Raw genomic sequence first — 23,916 nt, 5'->3', positions numbered from 1 at the left:
TCCGGACCCGGGGCCGGCCGCCGCGCCGGCCCCGAAACACCTTTCGATGGCCGGTGCCCCCAGAAGGGCATCGGCCTTTTCCTTTGCCGCGCAGCGGTGTCGGCGGACCGGCGGGTGGCGTTGACAGAAGCGCGCGCCCGGACCTTCTGTCGCCGCAGGGGCGGGCGGCCCAAGGCCCCGGGGTCGCGGCCCTTTTGCCCGAGCCCGGGTGGCGCGCCCGGCCGGACGGTGCGGCAAGATGCGGGCCTGTGTTCCGCGGCCCCCGGGCCTATCGGGAGGCGCGAAAGTGCCGATGCGGGGGGCCGCAGCCCAGGGTGAAACCGTCTTCGCCCGTGGCGTCCCGACCTGCAGGTGCCAACATTCTGGGTGCAGTCCGGTGGAATTTGCCCAAATGTCAGGATAATTCCGAATCGAAGGCGGCATCGGTCCGCCTGAGTTTCGGGAGGAGGCAAGAATGACGGACAGCCCAACGGCACCCAAATCCGGCGTCAGGTCGCGGATCGAGGGATTGCGCGACAGCGAGCCCGCCGACCGGCGCGCGGCCGTTGCCGCGGCGACCGGTCTCGACGGCGCGGCGATGGAGGCACTGTCGGATGCGACCGCCCTGCCGCTTTCGGTCGCCAATGGCATGATCGAGAACGTCATCGGCACCTTCGAGCTGCCGCTGGGCGTGGCCACCAATTTCGTTGTGAACGGACGCGAGTATCTGGTGCCGATGGCGGTCGAGGAACCCTCGGTCGTGGCGGCGGCCTCCTACATGGCCAAGCTCGCGCGGGCGGGCGGCGGCTTCACCGTCAGCTCGACCGCGCCGATCATGCGTGCCCAGATCCAGATCGTGGGGCTTGGCGATCCGTTCGGCGCGCGCGCGGCGCTTTTGGCGCATCGCGACGAGCTGATCGCGCTGGCCAATACCCGCGACAGCGTGCTGGTGGGCCTGGGCGGCGGCTGCAAGGATATCGAGATCGAGGTCTTCTCAGCTTCGCCCATCGGACCGATGGTGGTGATGCACCTGCTGGTCGATGTGCGCGACTCGATGGGGGCCAATGCGGTCAATTCCATGGCCGAGCTGCTGGCGCCCCGGGTCGAGGCGATCTCGGGCGGGCAGGTGCGGCTGCGCATCCTGTCGAACCTCGCCGACCGGCGGGTGGTGACCGCCAGCGTCCGGGTGCCTTTCGAGGCGCTGACCACCAGGGCCCATGACGGGGCCGAGGTCGCGCGGCGGATCGTCGAGGCCTGCGCGCTGGCGCTGATCGATCCCTACCGCGCCGCGACCCATAACAAGGGCATCATGAACGGCATCGACCCGGTGGTCGTCGCGACCGGCAACGACTGGCGCGCGATCGAGGCGGGGGCGCATGCCTATGCCGCGCGTTCGGGGCGCTATACCTCGTTGACCACTTGGGAAATCGCGGCCGACGGCGCGCTGGTCGGCACGCTGGAAATGCCGATGGCGCTGGGCATCGTGGGGGGCGCCACGCGCACCCATCCGGCGGCGCAGGCCGCACTCAGGCTGATGCGGATCGGCTCGGCGCAGGAACTGGCCGAGGTGACGGCGGCGGTCGGGCTTGCGCAGAACATGGCGGCGCTGCGGGCGCTGGCGACCGAGGGCATCCAGCGCGGACACATGACGCTTCATGCCCGCAACATCGCCATCACTGCCGGGGCGACGGGGGGCGATATCGACCGGGTGGCCAAGGCCATCGTCGCGGCGGGCGACGTCAGCGTCGCCCATGCCAAGAAGGTTCTTGAAGGTGCCTGACTCAGTTAAAAATCCGGGAGAGTTACCCATGACCCAGACGACCCGACGCAAGATCCTGCATCTCGGCGGTGCGGCCGCGCTTGCCGCGCCCGCGATCCTGTCGACCGGCGCGGCCCGCGCGCAAGGCGTCACGAAATGGCGGATGCAGGCGCTCTGGGGCGGCGGCACCACGCCGATGCGCTACGAGGAAGACTTCTGCGCCCGCGTGGCCGAGCTGACCGGCGGCACCTTCGAGATCACGCCGTTTTCGGGCGGGCAGATCGTGCCCTCGGCCCAGGCCTTCGACGCGGTCCGGGGCGGCGCCTTCGAGATGATGAAGACCTTCGACGGCTATACCGCGGGCAAGATCCCGGCGCATGGCTTTTCCTCGACCGTGCCCTTCGGCTTTCCCGAGGCCGACCAGTACGAAGCCTGGTTCTACGAACGCGACGGTCTGGATCTGGTGCGCGAAAGCTATGCCCCCGCCGGGCTGACCTATGTCGCCCCCACCGTCTATGGCGAGGAGCCGATCCATTCGCGGGTCGCGATCCGCAAGATCGCCGACATGAACGGGCTCAAGGGCCGCTTTGTGGGGCTCGCTTCGGCGGTGATGGCGCGGTTCGGCGTCTCGGTCTCGCCGCTGCCGACCTCAGAGGTCTATTCGGCGCTCGACAAGGGGCTGATCGACATTGCCGATCGCGGCGACATCAAGGCCAATTACGAAGAGGGCCTGCACGAGGTCGCGCCCTTCCTGATCCTGCCCGGGGTGCACCAGCCGACGACCGCCACCTCCTATGTCGCCAATACCCGCGCCTATGAGGCGCTCGACGACCAGAAGAAGGCGGCGCTGGCGGTGGCCGCGCGCGAAATCTCGGGGACGCTGCGCCAGAACATCATCGTGTCGAACGGCGAATACCTGGCCAAGTTCGAGGAGGCGGGGGTCGAGATCCTGACACTCGATCCCGAGGACGTCGCCGAGGCGCGCGGCCGGGCGGTCGAGTTCTGGGCCGAGGCCGCCACCGACGATCTGTCCCGTCGCATGATGGACTCGCAGGTCGCGCTGATGAAGGACCTGCGCCTTCTCTAGGCCTGACCCGGTGCCGGCCCCTTGGGGCCGGTACCTCAAGCGGAGCATCCGATGACGACACTGGCCCGGCTTATCACCGCCCTCAACCGCGGGCTTTTCGGCATTGCGAAATGGCTGGTCTACGCCATCGTGCTGCTGATGCTGTGGGAGGTGGTGTCGCGCTATTTCCTGGCCCATCCCACCTCCTGGGCGCCGGAACTGGCGACGCTGATCTTCGGGCCGTTCTTCCTTCTGGGCGGGCCGTACCTTTTGCATCTGGGCGGCCATGTCGCGGTCGATCTGCTGTCGGCCCGGGCGACCGGCGGGCTGGCGGTCCTTCTGCATCTGGCGGGGCTGGCGCTGGCTGCGGCCTTCGGGCTGATCCTGCTGTGGTTCAGCCTGCCGCTGGTCGCGCAGTCGATCAGCTATGGCGAAACCAGCTATTCCGCCTGGAACCCGGTCGTGTGGCCCGCCAAGGCCTTCCTGCCGCTTTGCGCGGGGCTGCTGATCCTGCAGGCGGCGGCCGATGCCGTCTTCGCGATCAAGGGGGCGGATGCGGCGTGATCGAAAGCTCTCTGGTCCTTGTCTTCATGTTCACCGCGCTCGTGGCCTTCATGCTGAGCGGCGCGGGGCTTGCCTTCGTGCTGGGCGCCATCGCCTTCATCTCGACCATTCTTCTGTGGGGGCCGTCGGCGCTGATCGTTGCGGTGCTGAACACCTTCGAGACGATGACCTCGGAATCGCTGATGGCGATCCCGCTTTACGTGCTGATGGCCGCGATCCTGGAAAAGTCCGGCATCATCGAGGCACTTTACGAGGCGATGGAAACCTGGTTCTCGCGGCTCAATGGCGGGCTTGCGGTCGGCACCATCGCGATCTGTACCATTCTGGCGGCCATGACCGGGGTCGTCGGCGCGGCGGTGGCGGCAATGGGCATCCTGGCGCTGCCCTCGATGCTGGCGCGGGGGTATCATCCGCCGCTGGCCCTTGGCGCGATCTGTGCGGGCGGTACGCTGGGTATCCTGATCCCGCCCTCGGTCGTGACGATCGTCTATGCGATCACCGCCCAGATGTCGATCGGCCAGATGTTCGCCGCAGGCATCGTGCCGGGGCTGATCCTGGCGGCCAGCTATTCGGCCTATGTCCTGATCCGGACCGCGATCAATCCCGCGCTGGCGCCGAAGCCGTCCGATGTGGCGACCCTGCCGCTGGGGGTGAAGCTTGCCAAACTGAAAAGCCTGATCCTGCCCGCCGTCGTGGTGTCGGGCGTTCTGGGCTCGATCTATGCCGGGCTGGCGACGCCGACCGAGGCGGCGGCGGTGGGCGTGCTGGGCGCCGCGCTGTCGGCGCTGGTCACGCGCAAGCTCAGCCTGCCGATGCTGTCCGAGGCGGCGGGGGATACGCTTCGGGTGACGGCGATGATCCTCTGGATCACCATCGGCGCCCGGGCCTTCGTGTCGGTCTTTGCCGCGACCGGCGGGGCGGATTCGCTGCTGGGCTTCGTCGAGGGGCTCGAGACCTCGCGCTGGGTCGTGCTGGGCGCGATGGTGCTGGTGCTGGTCTTCCTCGGGCTCTTTCTCGACGAGATCGGGATCATCCTGCTGTGCGTTCCGGTCTTCCTGCCCATCGTCAAGGCGCTGGGCTTCGATCCGCTCTGGTTCGGGGTTCTGTTCATGATCACCGCGCAGATGGCCTATATCACGCCGCCCTTCGGCTATACGCTGTTCTACCTCAAGGGCGTGCTGCCGCCGGGGCTGGGCATCGGGCAGGTCTATCGCGGGATCGTGCCCTTCTTCCTGATCCAGCTGGCCGTGCTGCTCTTGTTCGTGGTGTTTCCGGGGATCGTCACCTGGCTGCCCGAAACCCTGCTGCCCAGCCTGAAATGACGGAGGCCCCGCAAACCCCGGGCGCCGACCCCGGCAGGGGTGCGACGCGACGTCCCCCGGGGACGGTTTGGGCTTGGCGCAGCCGGGCAGTCGGCGGTATGGGACGGCGACGCCGCAGCGACATCCTCGGCCTTTCCGGATCTGGCAGGATCGATACCGGCGTCGCGGAGTTTCGCGTGGCGCATCTGTTTATCTTGCAACCCGGCCATCGCCCGCCTCTTCCGGGGAAGGCCGCGGGGATGCGCTTCCCCCATTGCAGAGGCGCCGGATGAGCGTCGCGACCGCCCCCCAAGGCACTGCCGAGACATTGCCCGAGGATGCCTCGCGCGCCCACGCGCCGGGCAAGATCATCCTTTCGGGCGAACATGCGGTGGTCTATGGCGCGCCCGCGCTCGCCGTGGCCGTCGCGATCTATACCGAGGTCTGGTTTCGTCCGATCCATCCCAGCGACGGGCTGAAGACCGTCTTCGCTCAGGTCTCGCAGGGCGCGTTCTATCCGCTTTCGGCGCTGAGCCATTTCAAGCAGTCGCTCGACCGCCGGTTCGAGTCCTTCCTGCGCGGCGAGCTGAAGGTCCAGCAGATCCTGCAGCGGCCCGACGACCTGATCGTCTATACGCTGATGTCGCTGGCGCAGCGGTTGCCGATGCCGGGCAAGAGCCCGGGACATTGCCTGCCGGTGCCGGGCCAGCTTGGCGGCACCAGCGCGCTGCCGGTCGGGGCGGGGATGGGCTCGTCGGCCTCGATCATCGCGGCGACCATGGTGCTTTACGAGACCCTGCTCGACCGGCTGCACAGCACCGAGGAACGCTTTGAATGGGTCCGCTTCTGCGAGCGGCTGCAGCACGGCAAGGGCGGCGCCATCGACGCGGCGGCGGTGACCCATGGCGGCGCGATCCGGGTGCAGGGCGACAGCCGCTTCGCCCCGGCCATCCCGCCCGGCCACGGGCTCTGGCATGGCGAGGGCTGGTACTGGGTGCTGCATGGCAAGCCCGCCAGCTCGACCGGCGAATGCGTCGCGGCCGTGCGCGAGGCCCATGGCACCGATCAGGCGTTGTGGCAGGGCTTTGAGGCTTGCACCGACGCCTTCCAGACCGCGCTTGAGACCGACAGCTCGCCGGTCGCGAGCCTGCGCGAGAACCACCGCCTGCTGACCCATATCGGCGTGGTGCCCGAAGCCGCGGCGCGTTTCGTCGACGAGGTCGAACTGGCGGGGGGCGCGGCCAAGATCTGCGGCGCCGGGTCGATCCGGGGCGAAAGCGGCGGCGTGATCCTCGTGCATCTGCCCGACGCACCCGGGATGGACCGGCTGATGGCCGCCCATCCCGACCTGCGCTGGGCGCCGCTTCACGTCGCGCCGACCGGGGCCGCCTTCGGACCGCCGCAATGAAGGTTTCCGCCCCCGGCTCGATCATGATCACCGGCGAACATGCGGTGGTCTACGGCCATGCCGCCATCGTTGCGGCGGTCGAACAGCGCATCACCATCGAGGTGACCCCGCTGGCCGAGCGGCAACTCCAGATCCTGTCCGACATCGCGCCGCCCGCCACGGTGCCGCTCGACCCCATCGTCGTCGAGGGGCCCTATCGCTTCGTGCTGGCCGCGGCGGCGCGCTTTGCCGGGCGTCTGCCCGGCGGGGCCCGGCTGGAGATCGCGTCCGAGATCGACCCGACGCTGGGGCTCGGGTCTTCGGCGGCGGTGACGGTGGCGGCGCTTGGCGCCTTCGCCCGCCTCAGCGGGGCACCGACCGAGGGGCTTCATACCGACGCGCTGGCCGTCGTCCGGCGGATTCAGGGCCGCGGCAGCGGCGCCGATCTGGCCGCCAGCCTCAAGGGCGGGATGAATGCCTACCGTCTTGGTGCCGGCATGCTGACCGGCGCGCCGCCCGAGGCGGCCCGCGCGCAGATCGACCGGCTGCCGATGCCACCTGCCCTCAGCCTGCGCCATGCGGGCTACAAGACCCCCACGGCCGAGGTTCTGGCCCGGGTCGCCGCCGCGATGGAGGGCCGCGAGGCCGAGTTCGCGGCGCTTTACGACCGGATGGGCGATTGCGCCGCGGCCACCATCGCCGCCGCCACGCGGCGCGACTGGACGGGCTTTGGCGCGGCGCTGACGGTCTACCAGGGCTTGATGGCCGAACTTGGGGTCTGCGACGACACGATGGGCCGGATCATCGCCGAGGCGAAAGTCACGCCGGGGCTGATGGGCGCCAAGATCACGGGGTCGGGGCTGGGCGACTGCGTGCTTGCCCTGGGCGCGCGGCCCGAGGGGTTTACGCCGGTCGCGCTGGCAGAAGAGGGACTGAGAATAGATGACTGACCGCGCCCGCGCGATCTTCGACGCCGTTCTTCCGGCGCGGCTGCCCGACCCTGTGTCCTTCTCGGCGGCTGCCCCCAGCAACATCGCGCTGTCGAAATACTGGGGCAAGCGCGATGCCGGGCTGAACCTGCCGCTGAACAGCTCGCTGTCGATCTCGCTGGCGGAATGGGGCACGACGACCCGGGTCGAGCCCGCCGGGGACGGCACTGACGCGGTCTGGCTGAACGGCGCGCGGCTGGCCCCCGAGACCGGCTTTGCCCGCAAGGTCGTGGCCTTCGCCGACCGGTTCCGGCGCGGCCAGACCCTGCCGCTGCATGTCAGGACCGAAAACACCATCCCGACCGCGGCGGGGCTGGCCTCGTCGGCCTCGGGCTTTGCCGCGCTGACCCGGGCGCTTGCGGGCAGTTTCGGGCTCGATCTGGCGGACGATACGCTCAGCATGCTGGCGCGGTTCGGTTCGGGCTCGGCCACGCGGTCGCTCTGGCACGGCTTCGCGCGGTGGGAGCGCGGCACGCGCGAGGACGGGACCGACAGTTTCGCCCGCCCGCTGCCCGAGGTCTGGCCCGAGTTCCGCATCGCCATCGTCCGGGTCGATACCGGCCCCAAAAGCCAGTCCTCGCGCGATGGCATGGGCCATACGGTTGCGACGAGCCCGCTGTTCGCGGGCTGGCCCGCGCAGGCCGAGGCCGATTGCGCCGCCATCGAAGCCGCCATCGAGGCCCGCGATTTCATCCGCCTGGGAGAGGTGACCGAGGCCAATGCGCTGGGCATGCATGCCACCATGATCGCGGCGCGTCCGGCGCTGGCCTATCTGAAGCCGGAAAGCTGGCAGGTGCTGGACCGGCTCTGGGCGGCCCGCCGCGACGGGCTCGAGGCCTATGCGACGATGGATGCGGGCGCGAACGTCAAGCTGATTTTCCTGGAAAGCAGCACATCCCGCATCGCGGAGCTTTTCCCCGATGCCGCCATCGTCGAGCCCTTCGGGGCTGCGGCAAAGTTCCCGGGGCAGCCCCGGCCCTGAGGCCGGAGCGCCCGGAGAGACGACGGGTTCGGGTCAGCCCAGCACCCGGCGCGCGATGACTTGCGCCTGGATCTCGGCGGCACCCTCGAAGATGTTCAGGATGCGTGCGTCGCACAGGATGCGGCTGATCGTGTATTCCAGCGCGAAGCCGTTGCCGCCATGGATCTGCAGCCCGTTATCGGCGGCCGCCCAGGCGACGCGGGCGCCCAGAAGCTTGGCCATGCCGGCCTCGAGGTCGCAGCGCCGGTCATGGTCCTTTTCCCAGGCCGCGAAATAGGTCAGCTGGCGCGCCACCATGATCTCGACCGCCATCATCGCCAGCTTGTCGGCGACGCGGGGGAAGGCGATCAGCGGCTTGCCGAACTGCTTGCGGTCCTCGGCATAGCGCATCGAGACATCAAGCGCCGACTGCGCCACGCCGATGGCGCGCGCCGCGGTCTGGATCCGGGCCGATTCGAAGGTCTGCATCAGCTGCTTGAAGCCCTGGCCCTCGACCCCGCCCAGAAGGTTTTCGGCAGGCACCGCGAACTTGTCGAAGCCAAGTTCGTATTCCTTCATGCCGCGATAGCCCAGCACCTCGATCTCGCCGCCGGTCATGCCGGGGGTGGGGAAGGGGGTGTCCTCGGTCCCGGGGGTCTTTTCCGCCAGGAACATCGAGAGGCCCTTGTAATCGGTCGTCTCGGGGTCGGTCCGCGCCAGCAGAGTCATCACATGCGCGCGCGCGGCATGGGTGATCCAGGTCTTGTTGCCGGTCACCTCGTAGCTGTCGCCCGCCTTGACCGCGCGGGTCCGGAGCGCGCCCAGGTCGGACCCGGTATTGGGTTCGGTGAAGACTGCCGTGGGCAGGATCTCGCCCGAGGCGATCCTGGGCAGCCAATGCGCCTTCTGGTCGTCGGTGCCACCGCACAGGATCAGCTCGGCCGCGATTTCCGACCGGGTACCAAGCGAGCCCACGCCGATATAGCCGCGCGACAGTTCTTCGGAGACGACGCACATGGAGGCCTTCGAGAGGCCGAAGCCGCCGAATTCCTCGGGGATGGTCAGGCCAAAGACGCCAAGCTCGGCCATCTCCTCGATGATCTCCATCGGGATCAGCTGATCCTTCAGGTGCCAGTCATGGGCATTGGGCTCGACCCGGTCGAGGGCAAAGCGGCGGAACTGTTCGCGGATCATTTCAAGCTCGTCGTCGAGCCCGGTCGCGCCCAGCGTGACATTGGCGACCTGCTCGCGCATCAGCGCGACCAGACGGGCACGGGCGGCGGGCGTGTTGCCGCCCCGGATCAGCGCGGTCACCGCATCGGAATAGAAGGCGTGATGGGCCTCGGACGAAACGCCCAGTTCGGGCAGGCGGACGATCTCGCCCTGGCTCATCGGGATGCCGCCTGCGATCTGGGCCAGGTATTCACCGAAGGCGATCTGCAGGATCAGCTGTTCGATTTCGCCGAACTTGCCCTGTTCGGTCAGCCGTCCGGCCCAGGCCTGCATCTGGCGCAGCGCCTGGGCATAGGTCGCGAGCCAGGCCAGCCCGTGGGCGGCGTGCTGTTCGGCCTCGACCAGGCGGCCCGAGACGCGGCCCTCTTCGGTCACGCGGGCGGCAAGCGCGGTGCGCGCGGCCTCGGTCACCGCCTCGACCGGGCCGAGCGCGGCCTCGGTCAACGTCAGAAGATCGGCGAGAAGCGCCTGTTCGGCGGGCCTGTCCTGACCGTCATGGGGCATGAATCGTCTCCTTCCTTCGGGCTTGCCGTGACATAGGGCTTTCGCAGATGCAGCGCAACAAAAATTCAATTGTATTGCATGTTTTGAAGGATAATGACCCGTCCATTTTGCGGCTGCGGCATGAGCCGGTCCGGGCTATAGCCAGAGCGGGGAGGCGCGCATGATCCTGGGTATCGACACGGACCTTTTCGCCGCCGCGCTGGCGGTGGCGCTTCTGGCGGGCTTCGTCAAGGGTGCGGTGGGCTTTGCCATGCCGATGATCATGATCTCGGGCCTGTCGAGCTTTCTGCCCGCCGATCTGGCGCTGGCCGGACTGGTGTTGTCAACGCTTTTGACCAACATCGCGCAGGCCTTCCGGCAAGGGGCTGCGGCAGCCTGGGGCTCGGTCCGGCGCTACCGGCTGCTGATCGGTTGCGTGGTGCTGGCGATCGCCCTCAGCGCGCCGCTGGTCGCGATCCTGCCCGACCGGGTCATGTATCTGCTGATCGGGCTGCCCATCGCCGCCTTCACGGTGTCGCAACTGGCTGGGCGGCAACTGATCCTGCCCGCCCGCCACCGCGCCCGGGCCGAGATCGCGATGGGGCTGACGGGCGGGTTCTTCGGCGGCATCTCGGGGGTCTGGGGGCCGCCGGTGATCGCCTATCTGCTGTCCTTCAACACCGAAAAGACCGAGATGGTCCGGGTGCAGGGCGTCGTCTTCCTGATCGGGGCGGTGATGCTGCTGCTGGCGCATCTGGGCTCGGGCGTGCTGAACGGGCATAGCCTGCCGTTCTCGGCGGCGCTGGTGCTGCCCGCGGCGCTGGGCATGTGGGCGGGGGTCAGGCTGCAGGACCGGCTCGACCCCGGCCGGTTTCGCCGTGCCACGCTTGTCGTGCTGGCGGTGGCGGGGCTGAACCTGATCCGGAAGGGGCTGATGGGCTGAGGTCGCAGCCCGAGCCTTGGCTGGGGCTGCATTCCGCAGAGTCCCAGACCCTTTCAGGTTTGACCCAAGCTCGAGACCGGAGGCGATCCTGAGAAGACGCCCCCAGACAGGCGCAACCTGATCGGAAAGGTCCGGGCGCCGAGGCCCGCGCGCTGACCAATCCGTCACGCGTCATCAGGCCTGCGCGCGATCCCTGCCTCCCTGCCGAGCGGCACAAGGTCGAGAATTTCTTCCGGACGATCAGACGGCTTCGGCGGATCGCCCTGCGCCCCGAAAACCCTTCGCCGGGCGGAGGGGCATCGTGCGTCCCGTCTCGGCCCCCGACCGGCCCAAGGGGAATGCAGACAGGACCTAGCGGGCGTTGATCCGTTCGATATAGGCGCGCAGCTCCTCGGCCTCCTGGCGGGCATGTTGCAGCCCGTCCATCGCCGCGTTCAGCTCGGCCTCGGTCTGGTTGAGCTGGTTGGTCAGCTCGGCCTCGCGCTGGTTCAGATAGCCCACCGCCTGATCGCGGGCCTCCTCGGCCTCGTGCAGCGCATGGGCCATGCGGTCCAGTTCGCCCATGTCGGCGGTGGTGGTGCGGCCAAGCCGCTGCACCAGCCAGCAGGCGACCCAGCCAAGCGCGAAGGCCACGAACAGCATGACGCTGGTGACCAGAATGAATTCAGTCCTGTCCATCGATCTGGTCCTCTTCACCGGCATCGGCCGGGTCCTCTGCGTCCCGGGCGGTGTCGTCTACCCCGGTCTCGGGCCCGGTTTCGGCCCCGATATCGTCCTGGGGTTCGGTCCCGGTTTCGTCCTCTCCCTCGGCTTCACCTTCGGCCTCGGACGTCGTCTCGTCGCCGGTATCGGTGGCTTGCGCTTCGGTGTCTTCGGCTTGGGGCGCGTCGGGGTCGGCGTCTTCGATCAGGTGGAACTCGATCCGCCGGTTGGCCTCGCGGCCCTCCTCTGTGTCGTTCCCGGCGACCGGATTGTCCTCGCCATAGCCCTTGGCGGTCAGGTTGCCGACCAGAATGCGGCGGGCCATCAGCGCGTCGACCACCGCATTGGCGCGGGCCTGGCTGAGCCGCAGGTTCATCTCGTCCCGGCCCTGGCTGTCGGTATAGCCCGCGATCTCCATCCTGGCGCGGGGGCAGCCGCGCAGGATATCGGCGATCTCGTCGACCACGCGCAGGGACGCGCCGTCGATGGTGGCCGAGCCCGGATCGAAGGTGATCTTGTTCTCGGCCAGAACGGCACCGATCTGTTCCACACAGGCGGCCGGATCGGCAAGCGCCGCGCCGGGCGTTTCGGGGGGCTTGCGATATGTGATCTGCAGCCCGAAGTTCTGCGCATCGCCCAGCCGGTCCGACAGGATCTGCGCGACCCGGGCGCGCGCGGTTTCGTCCTCGGTCAGACCGTTGATCTGCACGAAATCGGGCTGCACCACGGCCGAGCCGTTCCGGAGCTGGGACAGCGCCTCGAGCCCGGCCAGAACCCGCATCGGCCAGCCTTCGGGCAGCGCGGGATCGAGCCGCAGCGCCGAATGCACATGCTCGCCGCCAAAGCGCGACCGGGCATAGCTTTCGGTCGCGTCGCGCACCATCTGATCGGTCACCCGGCCGCGCATCTGCACCAGGCCCTCGGGGCTCAGCGTCGCCACGAACTCGGCCGGGCCGGGGGCGGCGCCGTCGGTCTTGACCTGGGCGGGCAGAACGGTGTGCAGGGTGAAGGACTCGGGCAGGTCGGCCTTGAGCGCGGCGCTGGCCCGGTCGAACAGGGCGGTCTCGGTCCCGGCAGCGGCGACCAGCGTCACGTCCGTATCCGAAAAGGTCAGGCTTCCGCCGCCCAGCTCGGCCAGCGCCGCGATGCCACTGGCCGCGGCCGTGCCCCAGTCGGCCGAGGGGGCGCCAAGCCCCAGCGTGCAGGTGACGTCGTCGGGCGCACCCGCTTCGCGCGCGGCGGCGAGGATCAGCGCGGCCGCGCCTTCGGTATCGGCGGCGCAGGCATCGAAGCGCGCGCCCGCCTCGTCCATCAGGAAGCGCAGGGTGAAGGGGGCGATGGTCGGGCGTGGCGCCGAGATGTCCAGAGCCAGATCGAGCCCCTTCGGCGCAGCGGCGCGCAGCTCGCGCTCAAGCCGCGCCTTGTCCTGGGGGCTGTCCGAAATCGCGGTGACGGCGACCCGGCTCGCGGTGATCGAGATCTTCGAGCGTTTCAGCCGGTCGAGCGCGATCAGACCGAAGTCAAGCGCGGCGTTCCAGCCCCGGGGGGCGGCATCGTCGGCGCTGTCCATCATGTCGGTGACCGGCAGCCGCCCGGCGATCCGGGCCAGCTCGGCGGCCAGGTCCGCGGTGCGCGACTTGCGCGGGATCAGGCCGATCACGGAAATGCCGGTGTCGTTGCGCAGAAGCTCGACCGAAAAGCGCGGCCCGTCCAGCGGTGTCGGCGCGGCCACCTCGATATCGTCGATCAGGTTGGTGCTGTCGACCACGCTGCCCGCGGCGGCAAGCGCATGGAACCGGGCGGCCTCGTCCGGGGCGGTGCCGGACAGGTGCATCAGCATGCCGTCGGCCCGCACATTGGCCCAGGGGATGCCGCGGTCGGTCAGCGCCGCCCGCACCGCCTGGCGGGTATGGGATTCGATCCAGTTGACCGCAAGCAGCGCCGCGCCGAGGCAAACGGCTGCGGCCAGCGCAAAGACGGCGGGGGCAATCAGCTTCGACAGGAGGTGGCGCATCGGCCGGTCCGGGCTTTGGGGGTCATCGAAGGCCTTTCATCGCTTGGGGGCGGGACAGCGCTTCGGTCAGGCGAGGATCGCGAGACCGAAGCACAGCACCGGGATCAGCCCGGCATCGCGGTTGCTGCGGAACAGCGACAGGCAGCGGTCGGTGTTCTCGGTATCGAGGCGCCGAAGCTGCCAGGACATGTGCAGCGCGAAACCCGCGGTGCCGATCAGCCCCATGAAGGCCGCCGTGCCGCCGGCCGGGTGCAGGAGCGCCAGCAGCACCGCCAGCACCATCAGCGCGGTCGCTCCGAGCAGGAACTGCTGCAGTCGGACGGGCGTGTTTTCGGCAAAGAGCCGCGCGGTCGACTTGACGCCGATCAGGGCGTCGTCCTCCTTGTCCTGATGGGCATAGATGGTGTCGTAGAAGATCGTCCAGGCGATGCCCGCCAGATACAGCAGGACCGGGGCGAGGCTCAGGCTGCCGGTATGGGCGACCCAGGCCAGCATCGCGCCCCAGTTGAAGGCGAGCCCCAGAAAGACCTGCGGCCACCAGGTGAACCGCTTGGCGAACGGGTAGATCGCCACGAGCGCCAGCGAGCCCACGCCCATCGCGATGGTTGCCCAGTTGAAGGTGATGAGGATGAAGAAGGCCGCCAGCGACTGGATCACCATCCAGAAGACCGCCTGCGCGACCGTGACCTGCCCCGACGGGATCGGGCGCGAGCGGGTCCGCGCGACCTCGCCGTCGATGTTGCGGTCGGTGATGTCGTTCCAGGTGCAGCCCGCGCCGCGCATCAGGAAGGCGCCGATGCCGCAGCCCAGCACGATCCACAGATCGATCCAGCGGAACCCGGTCGAGGCCGCGGCCAGCGTCACGCCCCAGAGGCAGGGCAGGTACAGAAGCCAGGTGCCGACCGGGCGGTCGGCGCGCGACAGCCGAAGATAGGGGCGGGTCCAGACGGGGGCGAGCCGATCGACCCAGTTGCCCTTGACGGCATCGGCGACCTGGCCGTCCACGGCTCTGTCCCGGGCGTTGTGGCCCTCTGGCGTTTCGGCGGTGTCGGACATAACAATGGCCCCCATGAACGATCTTCGGTCAGCAAGAATCCGGCTCTATGTAGAGCAGCCCTTGGGGGAAGGGCAAACCGTTCCTCTGACGGGCGATCAGGCGCATTACCTGTTCGCCGTGATGCGGCTGGTTCCGGGCGACCCGGTGCTGGTTTTCGACGGCAAATCAGGGGAATGGCTGGCCGAGGTGGTCGAGGCGAAGAAGCGCGCAGGGGTGCTGATCTGCCGCGAAAACACCCGTCCGCTGCAGCTTCCGCCCGATCTGTGGCTGTGCTTCGCGCCGATCAAGAAAACGCGAACGGATTTCATCGTCGAGAAGGCGGCCGAGCTGGGGGCGGCCCGGATCTGCCCGGTGCAGACCGATTTCACCAATTCCGAACGTATCCGCCGCGACCGGCTGCAGGCTCATGCCGTCGAGGCGGCCGAGCAATGCGGCGGCACTTATGTCCCCGAGGTGGCCGATCTGCAAAAGCTGTCCAATCTGCTCGATGCCTGGCCCGAGGGCCGCCATCTGATGTTCTGCGACGAGGCGCTGGTCGGCGCCGGTCAGGCGCTGGGGGAGGCGCCGAAGGGCCCCTGGGCGATCCTGATCGGGCCCGAGGGCGGGTTTTCCGAGACCGAGCGCGCCCGGCTTCGCGCGCTGCCCTTTGCCCATCCGGTCAGCCTCGGCCCCCGGGTATTGCGCGCCGATACGGCGGCGGTCGCCGCGCTGACGGTCTGGCAGCAGGCGCTGGGGGATTGGGGGTGAGCTTTCTGCGGCCCGAGGCGGTCGCGGCTCTCCGGCAGCGGCGCGAGGTCATCGCGGCGGGCTGCGTTGCCTTGGCCGGGCTCTGGATCTTCGGGCTGGGCGGGTATCTGTTCCAGGCGCTGGGCGTGTTGACGGTGGCGCTGGGGGCGGGGCTTGGTTTCGTCGCGATCCGCCGCAACCGGTTCCGCATTCCCGGCAATGGCCCTGGGATCGTCCAGGTCGACGAGGGCCAGATCACCTATCTGGCGCCCCGGGGTGGCGGCTTTGTCGCGCTGAGCGAGATCACCCGCATCGAGATGGTCTTCGACGAGACCGGCGCGCGCGGCTGGCGGCTGAGCCAGACACGGTTTCCGGAGGTCACGATTCCCGCCTCGGCCAGCGGCGCCGACGCGCTGTTCGACGTGTTCATGGCGCTGCCCTGCGCCAATCCCCGCGCGATCCTCTCGGCGCTCGACCGCAGCCCCGCCGACGGCCCGGTGACGGTCTGGTCGAGGATCGTCCGTCCGGCCTTGACTTGAGCCCGCCCGCGACGCAGGTCTTGGCCGGAACACGAGCGAACAATCTGGAGGCCGCTGGCCCATGTCCATTCCCCAGTCAGGCGGCGGCCCGATCGAATCCCATGCGCAACTGACCGAGTATCTGGCCGCAGGCTGCAAGCCCAAGGCCGACTGGCGGATCGGCACCGAGCACGAGAAGTTCGGCTATTGCAAGGATGCGCTGAAGCCCATTCCCTATGACGGCCCGCGCTCGGTCAAGGCGGTGCTGGAAGGGCTGCGCGACCGCCATGGCTGGGCGCCGGTGATGGAGGGCGAGAACCTCATCGGGCTGCAGAAGGACGGGGCCAATGTCAGCCTCGAGCCGGGCGGCCAGCTGGAACTGTCGGGCGCGCCGCTCGAGACCATCCACCAGACCTGCGACGAGGTCACCGAGCATCTGCGCGAGGTGAAAGGCGTCGCCGACGAGATCGGCGTCGGCTTCATCGGCCTCGGCGCCGCCCCGATCTGGAGCCATGAGGACATGCCGATGATGCCCAAGGGGCGTTACCGGCTGATGACCGATTACATGGACCGGGTCGGGACCATGGGCAAGACGATGATGTACCGGACCTGCACGGTCCAGGTGAATCTCGATTTCGGCTCCGAGGCCGACATGGTGCAGAAGCTGCGGGTGGCGCTGGCGCTGCAACCCGTCGCGACCGCGCTGTTCGCCAATTCGCCCTTCCTCGACGGCAAGCCCAATGGCATGAAATCCTGGCGCAGCCGGGTCTGGCGCGATCTCGATGCCGCGCGCACCGGCATGCTGCCCTTCGCCTTCGAGGACGGGTTCGGCTTCGAGCGCTATGTCGATTACGCGCTCGATGTGCCGATGTATTTCGTCTATCGCGACGGCCGCTATATCGACGCGCTGGGCCAGTCCTTCCGCGATTTCATGGCAGGCCGTCTGCCCGCGCTGCCGGGCGAGGTGCCGACGCTGTCGGACTGGGCCGATCACCTGACCACGATTTTCCCCGAGGCGCGGATGAAGAAATTCATCGAGATGCGCGGTGCCGATGGCGGGCCCTGGCGCAGGCTTTGCGCGCTGCCCGCGCTCTGGGTCGGGCTGACCTACGATCAGGGTGCGCTCGATGCCGCCTGGGATCTGGTCAAGGACTGGGATGCCGAGACCCGCGACGCCTGGCGGGTTGCCGCCGCGACCGACGGGCTCGATGCCGAGGTGAATGGCGTCAAGATGCTGGGCCTTGCCCGGCAGGTGGTCGATATCGCCCGCGGCGGGCTCAAGGCCCGCGCCCGGCCCGGACTGGGCGGCATGGTGCAGGACGAGCGTCATTTCCTGCATGCGCTGGAGGACAGCGTCGAGACCGGCAAGACCCCGGCCGACGAACTGCTCGAGCATTACCATGGCGACTGGAACGGCGATCTGAGCCGGATCTACGCGGATTTCAGCTACTGACAGCGCGCCGGATCGCGGCCGCGACCCACCTCCCGATCTGTCCTGTCCCCCTCCCCGGGGGGCAGAGCCTCTGTGTCGGCCTGCCCGCGGCCGGGCGGCAAGAAGGCTTTGCATTTCGATTTCGGGTAGTTGATAAAAACACTCGGAAATGAGGTGCGAGCGAAGGGGACCGCATTGAGGATCGAAGAGATGCACCGCACGCGCGGGCGTGTGGCCGAACGCGCCGGAGACGCCATGGCGGCGCTTCGTGCCTGCGCTTCGGAATGGAACCTGGCGGTTTCCGAAACCGCAGAGGGCGTGATCATGGATCTTCCGGGCGCCCGGCTCGTCCTGCAGCCGACCGGGACCGGCCTTGGCATCGAGATCGCCGCCCCCGACGATGTCCATCTGCGCGCGGCGCAGGACAACTTGACCGAAGTGCTGGCCGGAGGTGGCATCGAGATCGGCTGGGACGATGTGGCGGCGGGCGCCCTGGCTCCGGGCCTGTCCATCGGCGAGGTGATTTCCTGCGGGCAGAGCGCGCCGGGCTTTCTGAGGTTGCGGGTCGGGCTGGCCGATGCGGGCCGCTTCGCCTCGGCAGGTCTGCATTTCCGGCTGCTGCTTCCGCCGCTGGACCGGGATCCGATCTGGCCGCAGATCGGCAAGACGGCGCGGGTCGACTGGCCCGACGGGGCCGATGCGCTGCACCGGGCCGTCTATACCGTTGCCGATCTGGGGACGGACTGGATCGACATGGACATCTTCGACCATCCGGACAGTCCGACCTGCACCTGGGTACGCGACGCCGCTCCGGGCGCGCCGGTCGGGATCATGGGGCCGGGCGGCGGCTGGGTGCCCGAGGGCGATCCGGTCTTGCTGTTCGGTGACGAGACCGCGCTGCCCGCGATCCTGCGGATCCTGCGGCTCTCTGAGAACGAGGTGCGGGCCTGGGTCACGGCAAGCCCCGAGGATCTGAGCGCGCTGAACGCCGACCCGAGGGTGAAGCGGGTCGACGACCTTCTGGCCGCGCTGGCCGGAACCGATCCGGGAGAGGCCGGTTTCGTCTGGGTCGCGGCGGGCGAGCGGATCGCGCGCGAGGCCCGCCGTCATCTGACGGAACGCGGCCTGCCGCGCGACCGGTTCTCTGCCGTGGCCTATTGGCGCTGAGGCCGGGGCGGTGCTCGGCTGACGGAGCGCTCGCGGGAAGTTCAGATCGCGTGGGGCCCGTTGCCTTGAAGGGCGGCGGGCCGGTTCATAGCTCTGCTCCGATCACGCGATGGGGAGAGGCGCAATGAACATCGAACGGCTGTTGCAAGAGGCGCTGGGCTCGGGCCAGGCCCGAGGTCAGAAACCGGAGCAGACCCGGGGGCAGGGCGGTTCGGCGCTGCCGGGCGGTCTTGCGGGGGGCGCCGCCGCGGGCGGGCTGGTCGCGCTGCTGCTGGGCAGCAAGAAGGCCCGCAAGCTGGGCGGCAAGGCGCTGAGCTATGGCGGCATGGCCGCGGTCGGCGGGCTGGCCTACAAGGCCTGGCGCGACTGGCAGCAGAACCGCCCTTCGGGGACCGAGGCCGAGCCGCTGCATCTGCCGCCGCCGCCCGCCGATAGCGGCTTCGACATGGCTCAGGAGCGCGACAGCGCCGGGCAGGATTTCCGCCTGGCGGTGCTGCGCGCGATGATCCTCGCGGCGAAATCCGACGGCCATATCGACGGTGCGGAACATGGCCGCATCCGCGACCGGATCGAGGCGCTGGGCCTCGGAGCCGAGGAAAAGGCCACACTGTTCGACAGTTTTGCCGCGCCCGCCGATCCGGCCGAAGCCGCGCGCCCGGCACGGACCGATGCCCAGCGGGCCGAGCTGTATCTGGCCTCTGCCCTGGCCGTCGATCCCGACACGCCCGACGAGCGGCGCTATCTCGACGATCTGGCCCGCCATCTGGCCTTGCCCGAGGGCCTGCGCGGGCATCTCGACCTCGAGGCCGAGGCGGCGCGCCGTCAGGTTGGGGCGTGAGCGCCGCTCTTGCATCCTGACGTTGGGGCAGGGCGCAAGATCAGAGGTTTAACTGTCCTCTCCGCGGGCTAGGCTCTGGCGAAAGCCTTCGGGGAGGAGTGGATATGCTTTCGGTTGTGGCAAGACCTCTGGTGCGCGTGTTCGAGCGCTACCTGCCGGACCCCTATGTTTTCGTGATCATCCTGACCATCGTCGTGATGGCGGCCGCGGTGCTGTTCGAGGGCCGCTCGCCGGTCGCGGTGATCGAGATGTGGGGCGACGGCTTCTGGACGTTGCTGTCCTTTTCGATGCAGATGCTGCTGGTGCTGGTGACGGGCTACATGATGGCCTCGACACCGGCGGTGCGCGGGCTTCTGAACCGTCTGGCCGATACTGCCCGCGCCCCGGCCCGCGCGATCCTGCTGGTGACGCTGGTCTCGCTGCTGGCCAGCTGGATCAACTGGGGCTTCGGGCTGGTGGTGGGCGCGCTGCTGGCCAAGGCCGTCGCCCGCCGCGTCGCGGTCGATTACCGGCTGCTGGTCGCCTCGGCCTATTCGGGTTTTCTGGTCTGGCACGGGGGGCTTGCGGGCTCGATCCCGCTGGCGATCGCGACGCCCGGCCATACCTTCGAGGACCAGATCGGGATTATCGGCACGTCCGAGACCATCTTCGCGGCCTTCAACCTGATCATCGTCGCGGCGCTGTTCATTGCCGTCCCGCTGGTCAACTGGCTGATGCTGCCCAAACCCGGACATGAGATGATCGTCGATCCGGCGAAGCTGGAAGAGCCCGAATTCGGCGGCGGGCCGACCCACCGGCCCTCGGACCGGATCGAGAATTCGCCGATCCTGTCCTGGATCATCGGTGGCGCGGGGCTGGCCTGGCTGGTGATCGACCTGCTGGATGGCGGCGGGCTGACGCTGAACTACATCAACTTCCTGTTCCTCTTCGTCGCGATCATCCTGCACGGTACGCCCCGGCGGCTGCTGGATGCGCTGGCCGAAGGGGTCAAGAGCGGCGCGGGCATCGTCATCCAGTTCCCGTTCTATTCCGGCATCATGGCGATCATGGCCGGGTCCGGGCTGGCGGTCTCGATCTCGGACGGGCTGACCTCGTTTGCCAGCGCCGAGAGCCTGCCGTTCTGGAGCTTCATCAGCGCGGGCGTCGTCAACTTCTTCGTGCCCTCGGGCGGCGGACAATGGGTGGTGCAGGCGCCAGTGATGCTGCCTGCGGCCGAGGCGCTGGGCGTCGATCAGGCGCGGGTCGCGATGGCGGTGGCCTGGGGCGATGCCTGGACCAACATGGTGCAGCCGTTCTGGGCCCTGCCGATCCTGGCCATCGCGGGGCTGAATGCCAAGGACATCATGGGCTTCTGCGTCGTTCAGCTGGTCGTGAGCGGGGTCATCATCGCGTTGGGTCTGAGCTTCCTGTGACGTTGCCCTCGGCCTGCGGAAAGGCAAGCCGCACCCGCAGGCCGGGGCCGTTGTCCTCAAGCGTCAGGCGCGCGCCATGCAGCCCGGCAATGGCCGCGACCAGCGACAGGCCCAGCCCGTGGCCCGGCGTCGTGCGGCTGCGTTCCAGCCGGTAGAGCCGGCGCAAGACCTTGTCGCGTTCGCCATCGGGCACGCCGGGGCCGTCATCGGCCACGCTCAGGGCCGGAGGATCGGCGCTGACGGCGATGTCGATCCGGCGGCCCTCGGGGGTGTGGCGCAGCGCATTCTCGACCAGATTGGCCAGCGCCTGGGCGATGAGGCTCGGCTCGCCCCGGATGGTGGGCCCGGTTTCGGGGCTGGACAGGCTAAGCCGGTGGCCGGCATCCTCGACCGAGGGCTGGTAAAGCTCGACCACCTGCCGCACGGTGAGGCCCAGATCGAAGGGCTGGAACCGGGCCGAGGCCTGACCGCCCTCGATCTGGGCGATCTCCAGCATGGCGCGGAAGACCGACACCGCGCGGTCGACCTCGGCGCTGGCGCGGTCGGCCAGCTCGGCCGGATCGCCCTCGTCGGGCAGCCGCGCGCGCAGGTCCTGAAGCAGCACCGAAATCCGCTGGAGCGGTGTGCGCAGGTCATGGGCGATGTCGGCGGTGACCTGGCGCAGCGCCTCGGTTGCGGCCTGCTGCCGGGCGGCGAGCCGGTTCACCCCGGCACCGATCCGCGACAGGTCGTCGGCCGGGGCCTGGTCGGGCGGCAGCCGGGCGCTGAGATCGCCCGCCGAGAGCCGGTTCAGCGTCGCTTCGATGCCATCCACGCGACGCGCGGTGCGCCGGGCGATCAGCACGCCGACGCCCAGCGAAATCAACACTGTCGGGCCGAGGCTGAAGGCCAGAAGCGACAGGAAGGTGCGGCGCAGCTCGGCGATGGGGGCGAGGCTTTCGGCCACGATCAGAAGCCCGCCCGCCAGCGGCCGGGCCTCGTGCAGGTAACCCGCAGCCCCCAGCGGCTGGTCGCCCGGGCCCAGATGGATGTCGCTGCCCTCAAGCGTGGCGCGGGCATTGCCCACCTGCCGCCCGTCGGCCGCCAGAAAGACCGTGATCGTCTTGGCCGGATCGGCCGCCCGCGCCCGCGCCCGCACGATGGCCGACAGCGCCGCGGGCGTGGCACTGAGGTCGAAGCTGGCCAGTTCGGCGTCGAGATCCGCGCGGATCGACCGGGCCAGATCGGCGCGGAGCGTCAGATAGGCCCCGCCCAGCGACAGAAGGTTCGCAAGCGCCACCACCGCCACCAGCGCCAGCGCCTGCCGGACGGGGGTCGAGCGCAGCAGGTGCGTAAGCGAGGCCGCGCGGGCGCCCATCTCAGTCGCCGATCCGGTAGCCCGCGCCGCGCACGGTCGCGATCAGTTCCTTGTCGAAGGGCTTGTCGACCTTGGCGCGGAGCCGGCTGATATGGGTTTCGACCACATTGGTCTGGGGGTCGAAATTGATGTCCCAGACCGATTCCAGCAGCATGGTGCGGGTCTGCACCCGGCCCTTGTGGCGCAGCAGATGCTCGAGCAGCGCGAATTCGCGGGGCAATAGGTCGATCCGGCGGCCCGCGCGGCTGACGGTGCGGCGGACCAGATCCATCTCCAGATCGGCCGCCTTCAGCACGGTTTCGGTCTCCTGCATCGGCGGGCGGCGCCCCAGGGCCTCGATCCGGGCCGAGAGTTCTCCGAAGGCGAAGGGCTTGACCAGATAGTCATCTCCGCCCGCCCTCAGCCCGTCGATGCGGTCGTCGACCCCGCTCATCGAGGTCAGGAAGATCGCGGGAGTGGTGACATGGGCGGCGCGCAGCGCGCGCACCAGCGACAGCCCGTCCAGTTCGGGCAGCATCCGGTCGACCACCATCACGTCATAGGCGGTGGCCAGCGCCCGGGTCAGCGCGTCGCGGCCATTGTCGAGACAATCGACCGAATGGCCCTCCTCGCCCAGCCCGCGGGCGATGAACTGGGCGGTGGTGGGATCGTCCTCGACGACGAGCAATTTCATGGCGAACGGCCTCCGGACCCCGATCCTTGACGCGACTGGCCCTCACTATGGCGCCGCGCGGGGGGCGTTCAACCGCCTCTGCGCCCGGGTTTCGGCCCTGTCACCGGCACGTGAGAGCGATTGCAGGAATGTAATCGGCGGGGGGATGTGACCGCAATCCGGGGGCGCCATCTTGGGTCCGCAACCGGCGTCACGGCCGGAAGGATGCCCCAGTTCAGGAGACCAAGGACATGTCGAACAAAGCCAAGCGCAATGCCGTTTCGGCCGTGGCGCTCGCCGCGCTCCTCGGGGCGACGGCGGGGATCGGGCTCGACCATGCGGTGCCGGCGGCCAATGCCGCGACGGCGCCCGAAGGCGGGTATGTCGATCTGGTGGCGCGGGTCGCGCCCGCCGTCGTGACCATCGAGGTCGAGAAGGCCGCGCCGCAGGCCCAGCTGCAGACCTTCCAGTTCCCCGACGGCTTTCCGATGGAGGAATTCGCCCGCCGCTTCGGTCTGCCGATGCCCGGCTATCCGCAGGGCCCGCAGGGCGAGGCGCCGCGTCTGAAGGGCGTCGGCACCGGCTTCATCGTCTCGCAGGATGGCAAGGTGGTGACCAACGCCCATGTGGTCGACGGCGCCGACAGCGTGACCGTGACCCTGGCCGATGGGCGCAGCTTCGACGGCAAGGTGCTGGGCGCCGACACGGCCTCGGACATCGCGCTGGTCTCGATCGACGGCCAGAACCTGCCCCATGTCGATTTCGGGTCGTCCGACGCGCTGAAGGTCGGTCAGCCGGTGGTCGCGATGGGCAACCCGTTCGGCCTGGGGCAGACCGTCACCAGCGGCATCGTCTCGGCGCTGGGCCGCGACATCAATTCGGGGCCCTTCGACAACTTCATCCAGACCGATGCGGCCATCAACAAGGGCAATTCGGGTGGGCCGCTGTTCAATGAGGAGGGCGAGGTCGTCGGCATCAATACCGCGATCCTGTCGCCCACCGGCGGGTCGGTCGGCATCGGCTTTGCCGTGCCCTCGGACATGGCGAAATCGGTCGTGGCCGACCTTGAGAAAGGCGGTCAGGTCGATCGCGGCTTCCTTGGCGTGCAGATCGGCGGGGTCAGCGAAGAGGTCGCTGCGGCGCTGGGCTTCGACAGCCCGCACGGTACCATGATCGTCGATGTCACCGCCGACAGCCCGGCCGCGAAGGCGGGGTTGAGAAAAGGCGACATCGTGCTGGCGGTAGACGGCCAGGAGGTCACCGGGCCGCGCGATCTGACGCGCTTCATCGCGACCGACGCGCCCGGTACCGATGTGTCGCTGAACGTGTTGCGCGCGGGCAAGTCGATGGATGTCTCCGTCACCCTCGGCAACCGC

At 69.0% G+C, this 23,916-nt stretch carries 21 protein-coding genes; 15 read left to right on the top strand and 6 right to left on the bottom strand.

What is annotated here, in order from left to right; genetic code table 11:
- The first annotated feature begins 454 nt into the window (after positions 1 to 454).
- The 7 genes from DSD19_RS19355 to mvaD all read left to right on the top strand — a co-directional run bounded on the left by DSD19_RS19355 (position 455) and on the right by mvaD (position 8,027).
- Positions 455 to 1,759 carry a hydroxymethylglutaryl-CoA reductase, degradative gene (locus DSD19_RS19355; protein ID WP_113670799.1) on the top strand — a complete coding sequence of 435 codons (1,305 nt, stop codon included), beginning with the start codon at positions 455 to 457 and terminating at the stop codon, positions 1,757 to 1,759.
- Between the two features lie 28 nt (positions 1,760 to 1,787).
- A complete protein-coding gene (dctP, locus tag DSD19_RS19350) occupies positions 1,788 to 2,825 on the top strand; it encodes a TRAP transporter substrate-binding protein DctP (protein WP_113670798.1) in 1,038 nt (345 codons plus the stop codon).
- Between the two features lie 51 nt (positions 2,826 to 2,876).
- Positions 2,877 to 3,368: a TRAP transporter small permease subunit gene (locus tag DSD19_RS19345; protein ID WP_113670797.1), complete on the top strand. Its 492-nt coding sequence runs from the start codon at positions 2,877 to 2,879 to the stop codon at positions 3,366 to 3,368.
- Positions 3,365 to 4,690 (top strand): TRAP transporter large permease subunit, encoded by a 1,326-nt coding sequence (locus tag DSD19_RS19340; protein ID WP_243628124.1) that lies wholly within the window; start codon positions 3,365 to 3,367, stop codon positions 4,688 to 4,690. The genes DSD19_RS19345 and DSD19_RS19340 overlap by 4 nt, the downstream gene beginning before the upstream one ends.
- 268 nt (positions 4,691 to 4,958) lie before the next feature.
- Entirely contained in the window at positions 4,959 to 6,077 is a 1,119-nt protein-coding gene (locus DSD19_RS19335) for a mevalonate kinase (RefSeq protein ID WP_113670796.1), read from the top strand.
- The gene (locus tag DSD19_RS19330; protein WP_113670795.1) at positions 6,074 to 7,006 is read left to right on the top strand and encodes a mevalonate kinase; all 933 of its coding nucleotides are present in this window, start codon (positions 6,074 to 6,076) and stop codon (positions 7,004 to 7,006) included. The genes DSD19_RS19335 and DSD19_RS19330 overlap by 4 nt, the downstream gene beginning before the upstream one ends.
- A complete protein-coding gene (gene mvaD / locus DSD19_RS19325; RefSeq protein WP_113670794.1) occupies positions 6,999 to 8,027 on the top strand; it encodes a diphosphomevalonate decarboxylase in 1,029 nt (342 codons plus the stop codon). The genes DSD19_RS19330 and mvaD overlap by 8 nt, the downstream gene beginning before the upstream one ends.
- 33 nt (positions 8,028 to 8,060) lie before the next feature.
- Here mvaD and DSD19_RS19320 read toward each other — a convergent pair whose 3' ends face one another.
- Positions 8,061 to 9,743, bottom strand: coding sequence for an acyl-CoA dehydrogenase family protein (locus DSD19_RS19320; protein WP_113670793.1), 1,683 nt, complete (start codon positions 9,741 to 9,743; stop codon positions 8,061 to 8,063).
- A gap of 160 nt (positions 9,744 to 9,903) precedes the next feature.
- On the opposite strand from DSD19_RS19320, the gene DSD19_RS19315 reads away from it, so the two are divergent.
- On the top strand, positions 9,904 to 10,665 hold the full coding sequence (locus tag DSD19_RS19315) for a sulfite exporter TauE/SafE family protein (RefSeq protein ID WP_113670792.1): 762 nt from the start codon (positions 9,904 to 9,906) through the stop codon (positions 10,663 to 10,665).
- A 351-nt stretch (positions 10,666 to 11,016) separates the two neighbouring features.
- Here DSD19_RS19315 and DSD19_RS19310 read toward each other — a convergent pair whose 3' ends face one another.
- The 3 genes from DSD19_RS19310 to ubiA all read right to left on the bottom strand — a co-directional run bounded on the left by DSD19_RS19310 (position 11,017) and on the right by ubiA (position 14,437).
- A complete protein-coding gene (locus tag DSD19_RS19310; protein ID WP_075786816.1) occupies positions 11,017 to 11,343 on the bottom strand; it encodes a hypothetical protein in 327 nt (108 codons plus the stop codon).
- On the bottom strand, positions 11,330 to 13,381 hold the full coding sequence (locus DSD19_RS19305) for an OmpA family protein (RefSeq protein WP_113670791.1): 2,052 nt from the start codon (positions 13,379 to 13,381) through the stop codon (positions 11,330 to 11,332). The genes DSD19_RS19310 and DSD19_RS19305 overlap by 14 nt, the downstream gene beginning before the upstream one ends.
- Positions 13,382 to 13,447: 66 nt before the next feature.
- The gene (ubiA, locus tag DSD19_RS19300) at positions 13,448 to 14,437 is read right to left on the bottom strand and encodes a 4-hydroxybenzoate octaprenyltransferase (protein ID WP_113670790.1); all 990 of its coding nucleotides are present in this window, start codon (positions 14,435 to 14,437) and stop codon (positions 13,448 to 13,450) included.
- Between the two features lie 13 nt (positions 14,438 to 14,450).
- Between ubiA and DSD19_RS19295 the strand changes: the two genes are divergently transcribed.
- From DSD19_RS19295 to DSD19_RS19270, 6 genes are all read left to right on the top strand, one after another.
- Positions 14,451 to 15,185 (top strand): 16S rRNA (uracil(1498)-N(3))-methyltransferase, encoded by a 735-nt coding sequence (locus tag DSD19_RS19295; protein ID WP_113670808.1) that lies wholly within the window; start codon positions 14,451 to 14,453, stop codon positions 15,183 to 15,185.
- On the top strand, positions 15,182 to 15,703 hold the full coding sequence (locus DSD19_RS19290) for a hypothetical protein (protein WP_113670789.1): 522 nt from the start codon (positions 15,182 to 15,184) through the stop codon (positions 15,701 to 15,703). Before DSD19_RS19295 ends, DSD19_RS19290 begins: the two co-directional genes overlap by 4 nt.
- Before the next feature lie 61 nt (positions 15,704 to 15,764).
- Positions 15,765 to 17,135 carry a glutamate--cysteine ligase gene (locus DSD19_RS19285; RefSeq protein ID WP_113670788.1) on the top strand — a complete coding sequence of 457 codons (1,371 nt, stop codon included), beginning with the start codon at positions 15,765 to 15,767 and terminating at the stop codon, positions 17,133 to 17,135.
- Positions 17,136 to 17,324: 189 nt separating this feature from the next.
- Positions 17,325 to 18,281 carry a siderophore-interacting protein gene (locus DSD19_RS19280; protein ID WP_113670787.1) on the top strand — a complete coding sequence of 319 codons (957 nt, stop codon included), beginning with the start codon at positions 17,325 to 17,327 and terminating at the stop codon, positions 18,279 to 18,281.
- 124 nt (positions 18,282 to 18,405) lie between these two features.
- Entirely contained in the window at positions 18,406 to 19,119 is a 714-nt protein-coding gene (locus DSD19_RS19275; RefSeq protein WP_113670786.1) for a tellurite resistance TerB family protein, read from the top strand.
- 104 nt (positions 19,120 to 19,223) lie between these two features.
- Complete coding sequence (locus DSD19_RS19270; RefSeq protein WP_075786809.1) at positions 19,224 to 20,531, top strand: short-chain fatty acid transporter; 1,308 nt, start codon at positions 19,224 to 19,226, stop codon at positions 20,529 to 20,531.
- On the opposite strand, the gene DSD19_RS19265 is transcribed toward DSD19_RS19270, so the two are convergent.
- Positions 20,503 to 21,888 carry a HAMP domain-containing sensor histidine kinase gene (locus DSD19_RS19265; RefSeq protein WP_113670785.1) on the bottom strand — a complete coding sequence of 462 codons (1,386 nt, stop codon included), beginning with the start codon at positions 21,886 to 21,888 and terminating at the stop codon, positions 20,503 to 20,505. The genes DSD19_RS19270 and DSD19_RS19265 overlap by 29 nt on opposite strands.
- 1 nt (position 21,889) lies before the next feature.
- Positions 21,890 to 22,561 carry a response regulator transcription factor gene (locus tag DSD19_RS19260; protein WP_113670784.1) on the bottom strand — a complete coding sequence of 224 codons (672 nt, stop codon included), beginning with the start codon at positions 22,559 to 22,561 and terminating at the stop codon, positions 21,890 to 21,892.
- A 230-nt stretch (positions 22,562 to 22,791) separates the two neighbouring features.
- Here DSD19_RS19260 and DSD19_RS19255 point away from each other — a divergent pair.
- Positions 22,792 to 23,916 (top strand): Do family serine endopeptidase (locus tag DSD19_RS19255; RefSeq protein WP_113670783.1); only part of this gene is annotated, 1,125 nt, incomplete at its 3' end.

The organism is Rhodovulum sp. BSW8 (assembly GCF_003314725.1).
Classification (GTDB): domain Bacteria; phylum Pseudomonadota; class Alphaproteobacteria; order Rhodobacterales; family Rhodobacteraceae; genus Rhodovulum; species Rhodovulum visakhapatnamense.
The sequence above is the reverse complement of the archived record's forward strand: the minus strand, read 5'-3'. Positions and strand labels throughout refer to the sequence as shown.